Here is a 12,946-nt window from a genome sequence, read left to right on the forward strand (position 1 = left end):
GTTCTGCGAAGGATTTTCCGGATGTTGTCGCGCCTTTCCGTCGTTTCCTGCTGCCTGTCCCTCGCTGCGCTCTGTGCAGTCGGCTCGGCATCAGCGCTGCAGTTGCCCTTGCCGCCGCCAGGTGAAGACATTGTCGGTCAGGTTCAGGTGATCAAGGCCAAGTACGAAGACACCTTTGCCGACCTGGGCACCACCTACGACCTGGGTTATTCGGAAATGGTCGCGGCCAACCCAGGCGTCGACGCCTGGTTGCCGGGGGCGGGCACGGAGATCGTGCTGCCGACGCGTTTCATCCTGCCGCCGGGTCCTCGTGAAGGCATTGTGATCAACCTGGCGGAATACCGGCTTTACTATTACCCCAAGGGCCAGAATGTGGTTTACACGTTCCCCTTGGGCATCGGCCGTGAAGGCTGGGGGTCGCCGGTCGCGCACACCACCATCACCGGTAAGATCCCCAACCCGACCTGGACGCCGCCCGCGTCGATCAAGGCCGAGCACGCTGCCAATGGTGACCCGCTGCCTAACGTGGTGCCTGCCGGTCCGGACAACCCACTGGGCCCGTTCAAGTTCACCTTGGGCACGCCGGGTTACTTGATTCACGGTTCCAACATGAAATTTGGTATCGGCACGCGTACAAGCCACGGCTGCTTCCGCATGTTCAACAACAATGTGCTGGAAATGGCCGACATGGTGCCGGTCGGCACATCGGTGCGCATCATCAATGATGCCTACAAGTTCGGCAGCAGCGGCGGCAAGGTCTACCTTGAGGCGCATACACCGCTGAACGATGACGGCACGCCGTCCGTGGTCGACAAGCACACGGCGGTCATCAATGCCCTGCTTAAGCGCGAAGACCTGGCCAATAACCTGCGGGTGAACTGGGATCAGGTGCGCGATGTAGTGGCGGCCGAAGACGGTCTGCCAACGGAGATTGGTGTACCGGGCGCCAATGCGCCAGTGGCGTCCAGTACGCCGGTCGATCTGCAGCAGTAAGCCTGCTCGACCCCAGGCCCGCCTCAGCCTTGCGCTGCGGCGGGCTTTTTATTGCGCGGGCTTCAGGGCCGAATCCCAGGCAATAAAAAGCCGACCCAAGAATGGATCGGCTTGATAACAACCCCGAAGGATTATTACTTGCGGCTTGCTTTTTCAAGCATGCGCAGAGCGCGCTCGTTAGCTTCGTCAGCAGTCTGTTGTGCTTTTTGAGCAGCAGCCAGAGCTTCATCAGCTTTACGGTAGGCTTCGTCTGCACGAGCCTGGGAGCGAGCTGCTGCGTCTTCAGTTGCAGTCAGACGAGCTTCGGTTTCTTTGGAGACGCTGCTGCAACCGGTAGCCAGAACTGCGGCCAGAGCCAGAGCAGAGAATTTCAGAACGTTGTTCATCGTGTTCCCCTTCAAGGACTTTCTATTAAATGGCTACTTTCTCAGAGTGAGCGGATAGCCGGCGTACATACTACTCATTACTTGTAGTAAGTAAACTGACGTAGCGCAAGAAGCAAAAAAAATTCTTGCGCCGAATCTGTTTTGGCTAATCTTTGGGAGGATTGTATAAAAAGCCTCCAGATTTTTTCATTTCCCTGGGAACTCGATCCAGGCTGAGAGGTCCGGCCCGCATGTGCCGGGTCCGGTAAACAGGCAAAGATTTATATATCGACGTTGACACTTTTTTTCAGTTGGCCGTTACCGACTCGTGCATCTTTTGCGTATGTAGAGGTGACTTTAAGAGCGGCAGTTCGTCTCAAGATTCAACTGCCGGCAATGTTCAGGCTATCGATCACTCATTGATCGAGGCCCTTTCTGTAACCGCCAGCGGCAAGGGATGACGAGTGCGCCTTGAGCTATTGCAGCATTGGTGACTACTATTCCCTACGTGCTGGTTGTGAGCGCTATAGGTTTTCTCGTTGTCGAAACCGGCACGGGGTGGCGTAGATGTTCCTTCGCCGGAAAAACATCGGTAAGGTAGGGGTCAAAATCCAAGACCCGCGAGGAGTAGTGATGAGCGAGGCGTTGTCCATCCACCATGACCAGGCAGGTCATCAGTTCGAGACCAATGTGGACGGTCATCGTGCCTATCTGACCTATATGGACCTCGGTAAACAGACCTTGGATATCTATCGCACCTTCGTGCCCAACGCGTTGCGGGGCCGTGGCATTGCTGCGGCGTTGACCGAAGAAGCGTTGAAGTTCGCCGAAGAGGCCGGCTACACGGTGATCCCCTCGTGCTCTTATGTAGAGCGCTACATGGAGCGCCACCAGCGCCATGCCGCGAAGCTGTAACTGAGCGACCGCACCACGAAAAACGCCGGGCTAAGCCCGGCGTTTTTGTGTGCGCAATTCAGCGTTTCAAGTGCGTTTGCGTTTCGGCAATACGTCCTTGAGCTTGGCGTGCATGCTGCGCAGGGTGGTTTCGGTGGCGGACCAGTCGATGCAGGCATCGGTGATCGACACGCCGTACTGCAAGTCGGCCAGGTCTTTTGGAATGGCCTGGCAACCCCAGTTCAGATGGCTCTCGACCATCAGGCCGATAATCGACTGGTTGCCTTCGAGGATCTGGTTGGCGACGTTTTCCATTACCAGCGGCTGCAGGGCCGGGTCCTTGTTGGAGTTGGCGTGGCTGCAGTCGACCATGATGTTCGGCTTGATCTTGGCCTTGTTCAGCGCCTGCTCGCACAGCGCAACGCTGACCGAATCATAGTTGGGCTTGCCGTTGCCGCCGCGCAGGACCACGTGCCCGTAGGCATTGCCCTTGGTGGTGACGATGGACACGCCACCTTCCTGGTTGATCCCCAGGAAGCGGTGCGGGCTGGACACCGATTGCAGCGCATTGATCGCGACGGTCAGGCCGCCATCGGTGCCGTTTTTGAAACCGACGGCCGAAGACAGCCCGGACGCCATTTCGCGGTGAGTCTGGGATTCGGTGGTGCGCGCGCCGATGGCCGACCAGCTGATCAGGTCCTGCAGGTACTGCGGGGAGATCGGGTCGAGGGCTTCGGTGGCGGTGGGCAGGCCCATTTCAGCCAGGTCCAGCAGCAATTGACGACCAATGTGCAAGCCGTCCTGAATCTTGAACGAGTCATCCAGGTACGGGTCGTTGATCAAACCTTTCCAGCCGACGGTAGTGCGCGGTTTTTCGAAGTAGACGCGCATCACCAGGTACAAGGTGTCGGACACTTCAGCCGCCAGCACTTTGAGGCGCTCGGCGTATTCGTGGGCAGCCTTGAGGTCGTGGATCGAGCAAGGGCCGATCACCACAAAGAGGCGGTGGTCGGTGCCGTCGAGAATGTCACGGATGACTTCGCGGCCCTTGGTGACGGTCTGCAGGGCAGCGTCGCTCAGAGGGATTTCGCGCTTGAGCTGATCGGGCGTGATCAGGGTCTCGTTGGATTCGACGTTAAGGTCGTTGATCGGTAAATCAGCCATCGTGTTACTCGTCAGGGTCACGGGTGCCGGCCGCCAGCCATCCCCGTGCGGCGGAGCACAGCATGATTTGAATGCAGGGGGGAGGAACCTTAGCGCGTAACACGGGCCCGCGACAATGGGCAAAACCGGCTTTAATCCAGCGCCAGCGCCACAAAAGTCTCGCGGGAGAACTCACCGGCATGACGCGAGACCCACTCGCGAGCCATGGCTTCGAGTTGCGCAGGTGTCGGCTCGGCGTCTTCATGCAAGCGGCAGTAGCGTTCGATCTGGCACACTTGCTCGCCCATTCGCGCACCGAACAATGCGTGCTCATCGGTAAAAGAGATGCCGATGCGATAGCCTTTTTCGAGCTTGCGGCACCAGGCTACATAGCCCGGATAACGGGCGCTGGCGCCCAGGGAAGGGATGCGCAGATCAACCGCCGTGCCCTGGCGCCAGGCACGCGGGCAATTGCAGGCGACGCCGCCCAGGCCGATAGTGTGCAGGCGTTGGCGGGGAATGGCGGGAGCGGGGCGTTGGATTAACTCGACGGCGACATCATCAGGGTGAGGTAAAAAACGACCCATGTACACGGACTCCGAGCACCGTCCAGTTGACGGCGGTGGCAGCAGTATAGTGAAGGAACTGGAATTGACCGACCTGGATATTGACCAGCAACTGCTGGTATTGCCAGGTATTTCGCTGGTGGTATTTACCAGTGTCGGTTGTTCCAGTTGCCGCTGGGCACGTCAGCAGCTGCCGGGCTGGCGTTTGCCGGTCGACCGCGTGTGCTGGGTGGATGCCGGGCACAACGGCGGTGCGGTCGAGCGCTATCAGATCTTTCATTTACCCGCCTTGTTCCTCGTGTGCGAGGGTCAATTCCTTGGGCAGTTACACACCCGTCTTGCACTTGCCGACCTTACCGAGGCAGTGAATCAAGCACTCACCCGCACACCAGAGGATTTGCCATGACCGCAGTTGCATCCCCGTCACCACGCATTGGCATTATCGGCACCGGTGCTATCGGTGGGTTCTACGGCGTGATGCTGGCGCGTGCCGGGTTCGACGTGCACTTCCTGTTGCGCAGCGAATACGCGGCGGTCAGCGAGCACGGCCTGCACCTCAACAGTACGCTGCATGGCAAGTTGCACCTGCACCCGGTGCAGGCCTACGCCCGCGCTGCGGATATGCCGGCGTGCGACTGGCTGCTGGTGGGCACCAAATCCACCGGCAATGTGGACCTCGCGCCGACCATCGCCCAGGTCGCTGCCCCGGACGCCAGGGTGGTGCTGTTGCAAAATGGCCTCGACGTCGAGGACAGCCTGCGCGAACACCTGCCGCCGTCGCTGCACTTGCTGGGTGGCCTGTGCTACATCGGCGTGCACCGCTCTGCGCCGGGCGTCGTCGAGCATCAGGCCTTGGGCCGGGTCAATCTTGGTTACCACAGCGGCACCGCGGCCAACGATGAATCGCGCCAGCGAGCGATTGTCGAAGAGGGCGCCGCGCTGTTTCACCAGGCCGGTATCGAATCCCAGGCCATGGCCAATGTGCACCAGGCCCGCTGGCACAAGCTGGTGTGGAATGTGCCGTATAACGGCCTCTCCGTGTTGCTGGGCACTGGCACCACCGCGCTGATGGCCGATGAATCGAGCCGCGAGTTGATCCAGGCATTGATGGCTGAAGTGGTCAAAGGCGCGCACGCCTGCGGCCATGAAATCCCTGCCAGTTACGCCGAGCAGATGTTCGCCATGACCGAAACCATGGACGACTACCTGCCCAGCATGTATCACGACCATGTGCACAAACGTCCGCTGGAATTGGCGGCGATCTACGCCCGGCCATTGGCCGCGGCAAAAGCGGCAGGCTGCGAATTGCCACGCATGCAGGCGCTTTACCAGGCCTTGAGTTTTATTGATCGGCACAACCGCTGATTCGGGGGAAACACCATGGCGAAGGGATTGGGCGACAAACTGGTGCTGGCGATTTCGTCGCGCGCACTGTTCGACCTGAGTGACAGTCACAAGGTCTACCTGGCCGAAGGGGTAGAGGCTTATCGCAAGTACCAGATCGAGCACGAGGAAGAAACCCTCGAGCCCGGCGACGCCTTCCCTTTGGTCAAGAAGCTCTTGAGCCTCAACGCCAGCCTGGGCCGTGCCCGCGTCGAAGTGGTGCTGGTGTCGCGCAACAGTGCCGACACCGGCTTGCGCGTGTTCAATTCGATCCAGCATTACGGCCTGGATATTTCCCGCGCCGCGTTCGTCGGCGGGCGCAGTCCCTATCCTTACCTGGCCGCATTTGGTTGCCACCTGTTTCTGTCGACCCATCCCGACGATGTGCGCAGTGCACTGGATGCCGGCTTTGCCGCGGCGACAATTCTGTCGGGCGGCCCGCATCGGGCCTCAAGTGAAGAATTGCGGATTGCGTTCGACGGTGATGCGGTGCTGTTTTCCGATGAGTCCGAGCGTGTCTATCAGTCAGGCGGGCTGGAGGCATTTCTGGCCAGCGAGCGCGAGTCGGCGCGCCAGCCGTTGCACGGTGGTCCGTTCAAGGGGTTCCTGGCGGCGCTTAACGTGTTGCAGAGCGAGTTCGCAGACGAGGCGTGCCCGATTCGCACAGCGTTGGTCACCGCGCGTTCGGCGCCGTCCCACGAGCGGGTAATTCGCACCCTGCGCGAATGGGATATCCGTCTGGACGAGTCGTTGTTCCTCGGTGGCCTGGAGAAGTCCGCGTTTCTGGAGGCGTTCGCCGCCGATGTGTTTTTCGATGACCAGGCCGGTCATTGCGAGAAGGCCAGGGAAGTGGTGGCCACCGGGCATGTGCCCCATGGCATCAGCAATGAGTTGAAAATCCACACCGAGAGCTGAGCCCCAGTCCCGCAGGCGCTGCTAAGCTCATTCAATCCCCGCCATCCTGGCCGTCCAGGAGGTTCTATGATTCGTTCGATGCTGTACGCCACGGACCTCGGTCTGTATGCGCCCTATGTCATGCAGCATGCGCTGGCACTGGCCCGAACGTTCAAGGCGGATTTGTATGTGATTCATGTGGTCGAGCCGATCGGGCTGTTCGCCGAATCGGTGTTGCAAAGCTACCTGGATGAGAAAGCCCTGAGCGAATGGCAGAGCCAGGGGCTGACCACGGTGATGGCAACCATCGAGCAGCGGGTGCTGGACAGTTTTCGCGAGGAGCTCGGGGAAGGGGAGCAGGACCTGAAATTGATTCGCTCGGTGCGCGTGATCCAGGGGGACCCGTGCGAGGTCATTCTCGACCAGCTGCAAAAACTTTCCGTCGACTTGTTGATCGTAGGAAGTCACAGCCACGCAACGGCCGCTGCCACGCCGCTTGGGCGCACGGCCGCCAGGGTGCTGCAGTTGGCGACAGTGCCGGTTTATATGGTGCCGTCGCTGCAGCGCCGACGCAGTGACGATGCCTGATCGGTAAAAACGATAAAAAGTTCTAGATTTATGCATCTAACCTTTAATATAGTTATATACCGTCGCTGATACCCGTGGCGTCTATCTGCTTTGAGGGACACATATGAAGCTTCAACAACTGCGCTACATCTGGGAAGTGGCGCACCACGACCTCAACGTTTCCGCTACCGCTCAAAGCCTTTACACCTCGCAACCCGGTATCAGCAAGCAGATCCGCCTGCTCGAAGACGAGCTGGGCGTCGAAGTGTTCGCGCGCAGCGGCAAGCACTTGACCCGCGTCACCCCGGCCGGCGAGCGCATCATCACCACCGCCGGCGAGATCCTGCGTAAAGTCGAAAGCATCAAGCAGATCGCCCAGGAATTCTCCAACGAGAAAAAAGGCACCCTGTCGATCGCCACCACGCACACCCAGGCGCGTTATGCCTTGCCGCCGGTGATCCGCGATTTCATCAAGCAATACCCGGACGTCGCCCTGCACATGCACCAGGGTTCGCCGATGCAGATCGCCGAGATGGCCGCTGACGGCACCGTCGATTTCGCCATCGCCACCGAAGCCCTCGAGCTGTTCGGCGACCTGGTGATGATGCCGTGCTACCGCTGGAACCGTTGCGTGGTCGTGCCCCAGGGCCACCCATTGGCCAAGCTGCCGAAGTTGACCCTCGAAGCCCTGGCCGAATACCCGATCGTGACGTACGTGTTCGGTTTCACCGGCCGCTCCAAGCTCGACGAAGCCTTCAGCCATCGCGGCCTTACGCCGAAAGTAGTGTTTACCGCAGCCGACGCCGACGTGATCAAGACTTACGTCCGACTAGGCCTGGGCGTGGGTATCGTGGCCAAGATGGCGGTCGATACCAACCTCGACAAAGACCTGGTGGTGCTCGACGCCAGTGAGCTGTTCGAGTCCAGCGTGACCAAGATCGGTTTCCGTCGTGGCACGTTCCTGCGTGGCTTCATGTGCGATTTCATCGAGAAATTCGCGCCGCACCTGACCCGCGAAGTCATGGCCAAGGCGATCCAGTGCCACAACAAGCAAGAACTGGAAGAGCTGTTTGACGGCGTAGAACTGCCCGTCCACTGAGTGGCTTATCGGGCCTCGGTAACCGTGAAGTGTTGCCGGGCGCCCGCCACCAGAATCTCCACCTCATCCCCTTCGAACTTGCCCAGCAGGCTGTTGCCCAGCGGCGAGCGTGGGGTGATGACGGTCACCGGTTGCCCCACCACGTCGACCTTCAAGCCCGCCGCATCCGGCGCCAGGAACAGCCACTGCTGGCGACCGTTCTCGTCTTCCAAACCCAGCAGCGCACCGACTTCTATGCCGCGTTGATCATCGTAAGCACGCAACTGCAGGTTCTGGCACAGCGCGAGCGATTGCTTGATTTCTTCGACGCGCTTGGCTTGCCCGGCCGCGAGGTAAGACGCTTCCAGCCCCAGCGTGTCGTACTTGTTCTCGGCGATGTTCTCTTCGTGGGTCGCGGTCTCGTAGGCGGTCTGCGCGGCGCGCTGGGCAATGTCGAGGTCGACGGTGAGTTTTTCCAGGATCAACTGGAGGACGGCGTGCTTATTCATGGGCATCAATCGCAGAATTGCAGGACATTCGCCTTGCTCTTTTCATTGGGCGCGTTCTGGTCCTGTTGCAGCCAGAACTGGCATTTGGGGTTGGACAGGTTGCGCGCGTTGTTGCGCGCCTGGTCCAGGGTTTGCTGTTGTTCCTGCTTGCGAAGGTTTTCCTGGTACTGCTCGAACATACGGTTCGGCGGTTCTGGCGCCACAACGGTGGCGGGCTTGCCCAGTTGCTGAACGGCCTGAGCCACCGGCGCCAGGCTTTGCGGGAACACGTAGCGCGACGCCAGCCAGGTGGTCAGCACAATGGCAATAAAGCCCAGCCACAGGCCGAACGCCACGGCGATACTGAGCTTGAACAGCGACAACGAACGATCAGACATAGTGGCCTCCTGGCGGGCATTTGCGGCGTGGCGGCGATTGTCGCACAGCCACTGTGCAGAATAATCGCGATCAAGCCTTCTGCATCGACGCATTTATGCGGACAATCGAGCCTTTGAGTGTTGGAGCCCGGAATGAAAGCCCGCTGGGATATTTTTTGCAGCGTCGTCGACAACTACGGCGACATTGGCGTGACCTGGCGCCTGGCCCGGCAACTGGTGGTGGAGCACGCCTGCGACGTGCGCTTGTGGGTCGATGACTTGCGTGCTTTTGAACGCATGTGCCCAGAGATTGATGTGCAACTGAACCCGCAATGGCAGGAAGGCGTAGAGGTGTGCCATTGGCCGGCACAATGGCGCGACACGCCTTGCGCCGATGTAGTGATCGCAGCCTTTGCCTGCCAGTTGCCCCCTGAGTACATGGAAGCAATGGCCGCGCGCGACCGCACGCCGTTGTGGATGAACCTGGACTACCTCAGCGCTGAAGACTGGGTGGTGGGTTGCCATCGTCTGCCGTCGGTGAAGTTCAAGGGCGTGCAGAAGTATTTCTTCTTTCCTGGCTTTCGGCCGGGCACTGGCGGGCTTTTACGCGAAGGCGGCTTGCTGGAGCAGCGTCAGGCCTTTCAGGAGGATCGCGCCGCACAGCGGCAATTCCTGCAAGCGCTGGGCGTATTTCCGGCAGATGGCGCGCGTTTGATGTCGCTGTTCGCCTACGAAAACGCCGGGCTCGCCCGTTGGCTGGACGTGCTGGCGACGGACGGGCGTGCCACTCATCTGTTGGTACCCGAAGGGCGCATCCTTGGCGATGTGCAGCGCTGGCTCGGCGTGGAAGGCCTTGCGGTGGGGGCGGTGCATCAGCGCTATGCCCTGACGGTGCAAGTGTTGCCGTTCGTACGCCAGGAGCAATATGACCGCCTGCTGTGGTGCTGCGACTTCAACGCCGTGCGCGGCGAAGACTCGTTCGTACGCGCCCAATGGGCCGGGCGGCCGATGCTGTGGCACATCTATCGCCAGGACGAAGACATCCATCTGGACAAGCTTGATGCCTTCCTGCAGTTGTACACCGGGGCCTTGTCGCCCGCCGCCAAGGCAGCGGTGGTTGCCCTTTGGCAAGCCTGGAACGCTGATGGCGATATGGCACAACCGTGGAAAATGCTGCTGGAGCACTGGCCAGAGGTGAGTCAGAACGCCCAGGCGTGGTGTCTGGAACAAGGCTTGCAGGCTGATCTTGCGACGGCGCTGGTACAGTTTTATGAAAGTTGGATATGATACGCGACCTTGATTTTTGTAAATCCCATCCAAATTTCGGATATACGCAATGAAAACTGGTAAAGAACTGAAACCCGGTACAGTGATCCGTCTCGAAAACGACCCTTGGCTGGTTCAGAAAGCTGAGTTCACCAAGTCTGGTCGTAACAGCGCAATCATGAAGACCAAGCTGAAGAACCTGCTGACCGGTTACAAGACCGAGATCGTTTACAGCGCCGACGACAAACTGGACGACGTGATCCTCGACCGCAAAGAAGCGACCCTGTCCTTCATCAGCGGCGACACCTACACGTTCATGGACACCACCGACTACACCATGTACGAGCTGAACGCTGAAGATATCGAAGCTGTTCTGCCGTTCGTGGAAGAAGGCATGGAAGACGTTTGCGAAGCGATCTTCTTCGAAGACCGCCTGGTTTCCGTAGAGCTGCCGACCACTATCGTGCGTAAAGTTGCCTACACCGAAGGTTCCGCTCGCGGCGACACGTCGGGCAAGGTCATGAAGCCTGCCAAACTGGCTAACGGTACCGAGCTGCAAGTGGCTGATTTCATCGAAATCGACGACCTGATCGAGATCGACACCCGTGAAGGTGGTTCGTACAAAGGTCGCGCCAAGAAGTAATTCTGGCCCCACCGATACGAAAAAAAGCCCGACCTAGAGTCGGGCTTTTTCATGGGCGCCTGTTTACTTCAGGTGTTGCTTTAGCTCTTGCGAGGCCTGCAGCAAGGCTGAACGGACTTCCGGCACCTGGCTGACCACGTTGAGTAAACCGTAGTCGTGTATCATGCCGTTGTAGCGCACGGCGGTCACCGGTACACCGGCCTGGTCCAGCTTGCGTGCGTAGGCTTCACCTTCGTCACGCAGCACATCGGCGCCAGCGGTCTGGATCAGCGCAGGCGGCAAGCCCTTGAGTTGATCCGTGGTGGCCCGCAGCGGCGACGCGTAGATCTCCGTGCGCTGATTGGCGTCGGTGGTGTAGTTGTCCCAGAACCACTTCATCATGTTTCGGGTGAGGAAGTGCCCCTCGGCAAATTGGTTGTAGGAACCGGTGTCGAAGTTGGCGTCGGTCACCGGCCACAGCAACAGTTGGAACTTGATTGCCGGCGTGCCTTTGTCCTTGGCCATCAGGCTGACGACTGCCGCCATATTGCCGCCGACGCTGTTGCCTGCGACCGCCAGGCGCTTGCCGTCGACATTGATCTCCTTGCCGTGCTCGGCCACCCATTGGGTCGCGCCGTAGGCCTGGTTGATCGCCACCGGGTAATGCGCTTCCGGCGAAGGCGTGTAGTTGACGAACACCGCCACTGCGCCGGAACCCACCACCAGATCGCGCACCAGTCGCTCGTGGGTTGGGTAATCGCCCAGCACCCAGCCGCCACCGTGGAAGAACATAAACACTGGCAATGCGCCTTTGACCCCGGCTGGCCGCACGATGGTCAGGTCCAGCGGCTTGCCATCAACCTGAATGGTTTTTTGACTCACATCGGCGTTGGGCAGCGTCAACTTCACACCCGCCTGGGCGCCGGTCAGCACGGCCCGCGCGTCTTTGGGCGTCAACTGTTCCATTGGCTGACCGGTGCCTGCGTTGAGCACATCCAGGAAGGCCTGGGTGGTGTGCTCAACGTCGCCGGGGGCGGCGAACGCGGTGTTGATCGACAGCGCGAGCAGGGTACCGGTGAGGGCTTTACCCATTGTGTTCATGTGCTTCTCCAGTGGCGGCAAAGGGCGTCAGACAGTCACGTGCAGGCGCACATCGACGTTGCCACGGGTGGCGTTGGAATACGGGCAGACTTGGTGAGCCGCGTCGACCAGGCTTTGCGCGTCATCCTGCGCCAGGCCCGGCAGGCTCACGTGCAGGTCGATGTCCAGGCCGAAACCGCCGGGGATTTGACCGATGCCGACGTGGGCCGTAATCGAAGCGTCATCCGGAATTTTGCGTTTGGTCTGACTGGCGACGAACTTCAGTGCGCCGATGAAGCAGGCCGAGTAGCCGGCCGCGAACAGCTGTTCAGGGTTGGTGGCTTGGCCGCCAGCGCCGCCCAGCTCTTTGGGCGTGGAGAGTTTGACGTCGAGGATGTTGTCGCTGGAAACAGCACGACCATCACGGCCGCCGGTGGCGGTGGCTACTGCGGTATAGAGAGTTTGCATGGTGTCGTCCTCTTGAGTTTTTAGCGCTAAATGTTTGTGCGCTAAGTAGTTGGTGAGGCGAATGTATAGCGCTAATGTTTAGCGCGCAAGATAAATTTACAAAAATATTTCCCGGACATTATTTTCTGGGGCAACCCCAAACAAATGTGGGAGCTGGCTTGCCTGCGATTGCGCAGTGTCAGCCACTGTATTCATGACTGATGTACCGCGATCGCAGGCAAGCCAGCTCCCACCTTTTTACTGCGTGAATGCCTTTAAATTGCGTCTTGCAGATTGCCCCGCAAGGCAATCAAGTCACTTTGCAACTTGCGCAACTGCTCCAGCTGTAACCCGCTGGCGCCGAGGATGCACTGCGGGATGCCCATGGCTTTTTCCTGCAACGCGCGGCCTGCCGGGGTCAATTCCACTACCACCACACGTTCATCTTCGCGGCTGCGGGTCCGGCTGAGCAGGCCTTCGGCTTCCAGCCGCTTGAGCAGCGGCGTCAGCGAACCCGGATCGGTCAGCAGGCGAGTGCTGATTTCGCCGACCGTCAAACCATCTTCTTCCCACAGCACCATCATCGCCAGGTACTGCGGATAGGTCAGGCCGAGGGCTTGCAGCAGCGGCTTGTAGACCTTGGTCATCAGCAATGAAGTGGAGTGCAGGGCGAAACACAGCTGGTTATCCAGCATGAGGGATTCGCAAGGGGCGGGATTTTTGCGCATGACAGTGCCTCGAAAAAGCGTATATGGGCTGGAATCTAGCGATCAAACCTTTAAT

General features: G+C 59.6%; 17 protein-coding genes. 9 read left to right on the top strand and 8 right to left on the bottom strand.

Features of this window, described 5'->3' with window-relative positions; all coding sequences use genetic code 11:
- Window positions 1–21: 21 nt before the first annotated feature.
- Entirely contained in the window at window positions 22–993 is a 972-nt protein-coding gene (locus C4J83_RS08815) for a L,D-transpeptidase family protein (protein WP_106576831.1), read from the top strand.
- A gap of 134 nt (window positions 994–1,127) precedes the next feature.
- Here C4J83_RS08815 and oprI read toward each other — a convergent pair whose 3' ends face one another.
- Window positions 1,128–1,379: an outer membrane lipoprotei OprI gene (gene oprI, locus C4J83_RS08820; RefSeq protein ID WP_003172710.1), complete on the bottom strand. Its 252-nt coding sequence runs from the start codon at window positions 1,377–1,379 to the stop codon at window positions 1,128–1,130.
- 612 nt (window positions 1,380–1,991) lie between these two features.
- Here oprI and C4J83_RS08825 point away from each other — a divergent pair.
- Window positions 1,992–2,273 (top strand): GNAT family N-acetyltransferase, encoded by a 282-nt coding sequence (locus tag C4J83_RS08825; protein ID WP_003189869.1) that lies wholly within the window; start codon window positions 1,992–1,994, stop codon window positions 2,271–2,273.
- A 66-nt stretch (window positions 2,274–2,339) separates the two neighbouring features.
- Here the strand turns inward: C4J83_RS08825 and C4J83_RS08830 are convergent, their stop codons facing one another.
- Both C4J83_RS08830 and C4J83_RS08835 read right to left on the bottom strand, forming a co-directional pair.
- Window positions 2,340–3,416 (bottom strand): 3-deoxy-7-phosphoheptulonate synthase, encoded by a 1,077-nt coding sequence (locus C4J83_RS08830; RefSeq protein ID WP_060753323.1) that lies wholly within the window; start codon window positions 3,414–3,416, stop codon window positions 2,340–2,342.
- 131 nt (window positions 3,417–3,547) lie between these two features.
- Window positions 3,548–3,982, bottom strand: a complete 435-nt coding sequence (locus C4J83_RS08835) for a PilZ domain-containing protein (RefSeq protein ID WP_124416810.1) — start codon at window positions 3,980–3,982, stop codon at window positions 3,548–3,550.
- On the opposite strand from C4J83_RS08835, the gene C4J83_RS08840 reads away from it, so the two are divergent.
- The 5 genes from C4J83_RS08840 to cysB all read left to right on the top strand — a co-directional run bounded on the left by C4J83_RS08840 (window position 3,981) and on the right by cysB (window position 7,904).
- The gene (locus C4J83_RS08840; RefSeq protein ID WP_124416811.1) at window positions 3,981–4,367 is read left to right on the top strand and encodes a YbbN family protein; all 387 of its coding nucleotides are present in this window, start codon (window positions 3,981–3,983) and stop codon (window positions 4,365–4,367) included. The genes C4J83_RS08835 and C4J83_RS08840 overlap by 2 nt on opposite strands.
- Window positions 4,364–5,326: a putative 2-dehydropantoate 2-reductase gene (locus C4J83_RS08845; protein WP_106576828.1), complete on the top strand. Its 963-nt coding sequence runs from the start codon at window positions 4,364–4,366 to the stop codon at window positions 5,324–5,326. The genes C4J83_RS08840 and C4J83_RS08845 overlap by 4 nt, the downstream gene beginning before the upstream one ends.
- A 15-nt stretch (window positions 5,327–5,341) precedes the next feature.
- On the top strand, window positions 5,342–6,259 hold the full coding sequence (locus C4J83_RS08850; RefSeq protein ID WP_106576827.1) for a 5'-nucleotidase: 918 nt from the start codon (window positions 5,342–5,344) through the stop codon (window positions 6,257–6,259).
- 66 nt (window positions 6,260–6,325) lie between these two features.
- The gene (locus tag C4J83_RS08855) at window positions 6,326–6,826 is read left to right on the top strand and encodes a universal stress protein (protein ID WP_106576826.1); all 501 of its coding nucleotides are present in this window, start codon (window positions 6,326–6,328) and stop codon (window positions 6,824–6,826) included.
- 103 nt (window positions 6,827–6,929) lie between these two features.
- The gene (cysB, locus tag C4J83_RS08860; protein WP_003189876.1) at window positions 6,930–7,904 is read left to right on the top strand and encodes an HTH-type transcriptional regulator CysB; all 975 of its coding nucleotides are present in this window, start codon (window positions 6,930–6,932) and stop codon (window positions 7,902–7,904) included.
- Between the two features lie 5 nt (window positions 7,905–7,909).
- Here cysB and C4J83_RS08865 read toward each other — a convergent pair whose 3' ends face one another.
- On the bottom strand, window positions 7,910–8,392 hold the full coding sequence (locus tag C4J83_RS08865) for a GreA/GreB family elongation factor (RefSeq protein WP_119740788.1): 483 nt from the start codon (window positions 8,390–8,392) through the stop codon (window positions 7,910–7,912).
- A 5-nt stretch (window positions 8,393–8,397) separates the two neighbouring features.
- The gene (locus C4J83_RS08870; RefSeq protein WP_119739479.1) at window positions 8,398–8,769 is read right to left on the bottom strand and encodes a hypothetical protein; all 372 of its coding nucleotides are present in this window, start codon (window positions 8,767–8,769) and stop codon (window positions 8,398–8,400) included.
- 132 nt (window positions 8,770–8,901) lie between these two features.
- Here C4J83_RS08870 and earP point away from each other — a divergent pair, with 132 nt between their 5' ends.
- A complete protein-coding gene (gene earP, locus C4J83_RS08875; protein ID WP_124416812.1) occupies window positions 8,902–10,035 on the top strand; it encodes an elongation factor P maturation arginine rhamnosyltransferase EarP in 1,134 nt (377 codons plus the stop codon).
- Between the two features lie 49 nt (window positions 10,036–10,084).
- On the top strand, window positions 10,085–10,657 hold the full coding sequence (locus tag C4J83_RS08880) for an elongation factor P (RefSeq protein ID WP_003218698.1): 573 nt from the start codon (window positions 10,085–10,087) through the stop codon (window positions 10,655–10,657).
- A 63-nt stretch (window positions 10,658–10,720) separates the two neighbouring features.
- Here C4J83_RS08880 and C4J83_RS08885 read toward each other — a convergent pair whose 3' ends face one another.
- From C4J83_RS08885 to C4J83_RS08895, 3 genes are all read right to left on the bottom strand, one after another.
- Entirely contained in the window at window positions 10,721–11,737 is a 1,017-nt protein-coding gene (locus tag C4J83_RS08885) for an alpha/beta hydrolase (protein WP_124416813.1), read from the bottom strand.
- Between the two features lie 27 nt (window positions 11,738–11,764).
- The gene (locus tag C4J83_RS08890) at window positions 11,765–12,184 is read right to left on the bottom strand and encodes an organic hydroperoxide resistance protein (RefSeq protein WP_034126737.1); all 420 of its coding nucleotides are present in this window, start codon (window positions 12,182–12,184) and stop codon (window positions 11,765–11,767) included.
- A 254-nt stretch (window positions 12,185–12,438) separates the two neighbouring features.
- Window positions 12,439–12,891: a MarR family winged helix-turn-helix transcriptional regulator gene (locus tag C4J83_RS08895; RefSeq protein WP_119739485.1), complete on the bottom strand. Its 453-nt coding sequence runs from the start codon at window positions 12,889–12,891 to the stop codon at window positions 12,439–12,441.
- Between the last annotated feature and the right edge of the window lie 55 nt (window positions 12,892–12,946).

This window comes from Pseudomonas sp. LBUM920 (assembly GCF_003852315.1).
In the GTDB taxonomy this organism is placed as follows: domain Bacteria; phylum Pseudomonadota; class Gammaproteobacteria; order Pseudomonadales; family Pseudomonadaceae; genus Aquipseudomonas.

What these genes read in the sequence shown, in the direction of transcription:
- C4J83_RS08815 (WP_106576831.1), top strand. Translation starts at nt 22, where the DNA reads ATGTTGTCGCGCCTTTCCGTCGTTTCCTGCTGCCTGTCCCTCGCTGCG.
- oprI (WP_003172710.1), bottom strand. Translation starts at nt 1,379, where the DNA reads ATGAACAACGTTCTGAAATTCTCTGCTCTGGCTCTGGCCGCAGTTCTG.
- C4J83_RS08825 (WP_003189869.1), top strand. Translation starts at nt 1,992, where the DNA reads ATGAGCGAGGCGTTGTCCATCCACCATGACCAGGCAGGTCATCAGTTC.
- C4J83_RS08830 (WP_060753323.1), bottom strand. Translation starts at nt 3,416, where the DNA reads ATGGCTGATTTACCGATCAACGACCTTAACGTCGAATCCAACGAGACC.
- C4J83_RS08840 (WP_124416811.1), top strand. Translation starts at nt 3,981, where the DNA reads ATGTACACGGACTCCGAGCACCGTCCAGTTGACGGCGGTGGCAGCAGT.
- C4J83_RS08835 (WP_124416810.1), bottom strand. Translation starts at nt 3,982, where the DNA reads ATGGGTCGTTTTTTACCTCACCCTGATGATGTCGCCGTCGAGTTAATC.
- C4J83_RS08845 (WP_106576828.1), top strand. Translation starts at nt 4,364, where the DNA reads ATGACCGCAGTTGCATCCCCGTCACCACGCATTGGCATTATCGGCACC.
- C4J83_RS08850 (WP_106576827.1), top strand. Translation starts at nt 5,342, where the DNA reads ATGGCGAAGGGATTGGGCGACAAACTGGTGCTGGCGATTTCGTCGCGC.
- C4J83_RS08855 (WP_106576826.1), top strand. Translation starts at nt 6,326, where the DNA reads ATGATTCGTTCGATGCTGTACGCCACGGACCTCGGTCTGTATGCGCCC.
- cysB (WP_003189876.1), top strand. Translation starts at nt 6,930, where the DNA reads ATGAAGCTTCAACAACTGCGCTACATCTGGGAAGTGGCGCACCACGAC.
- C4J83_RS08865 (WP_119740788.1), bottom strand. Translation starts at nt 8,392, where the DNA reads ATGAATAAGCACGCCGTCCTCCAGTTGATCCTGGAAAAACTCACCGTC.
- C4J83_RS08870 (WP_119739479.1), bottom strand. Translation starts at nt 8,769, where the DNA reads ATGTCTGATCGTTCGTTGTCGCTGTTCAAGCTCAGTATCGCCGTGGCG.
- earP (WP_124416812.1), top strand. Translation starts at nt 8,902, where the DNA reads ATGAAAGCCCGCTGGGATATTTTTTGCAGCGTCGTCGACAACTACGGC.
- C4J83_RS08880 (WP_003218698.1), top strand. Translation starts at nt 10,085, where the DNA reads ATGAAAACTGGTAAAGAACTGAAACCCGGTACAGTGATCCGTCTCGAA.
- C4J83_RS08885 (WP_124416813.1), bottom strand. Translation starts at nt 11,737, where the DNA reads ATGAACACAATGGGTAAAGCCCTCACCGGTACCCTGCTCGCGCTGTCG.
- C4J83_RS08890 (WP_034126737.1), bottom strand. Translation starts at nt 12,184, where the DNA reads ATGCAAACTCTCTATACCGCAGTAGCCACCGCCACCGGCGGCCGTGAT.
- C4J83_RS08895 (WP_119739485.1), bottom strand. Translation starts at nt 12,891, where the DNA reads ATGCGCAAAAATCCCGCCCCTTGCGAATCCCTCATGCTGGATAACCAG.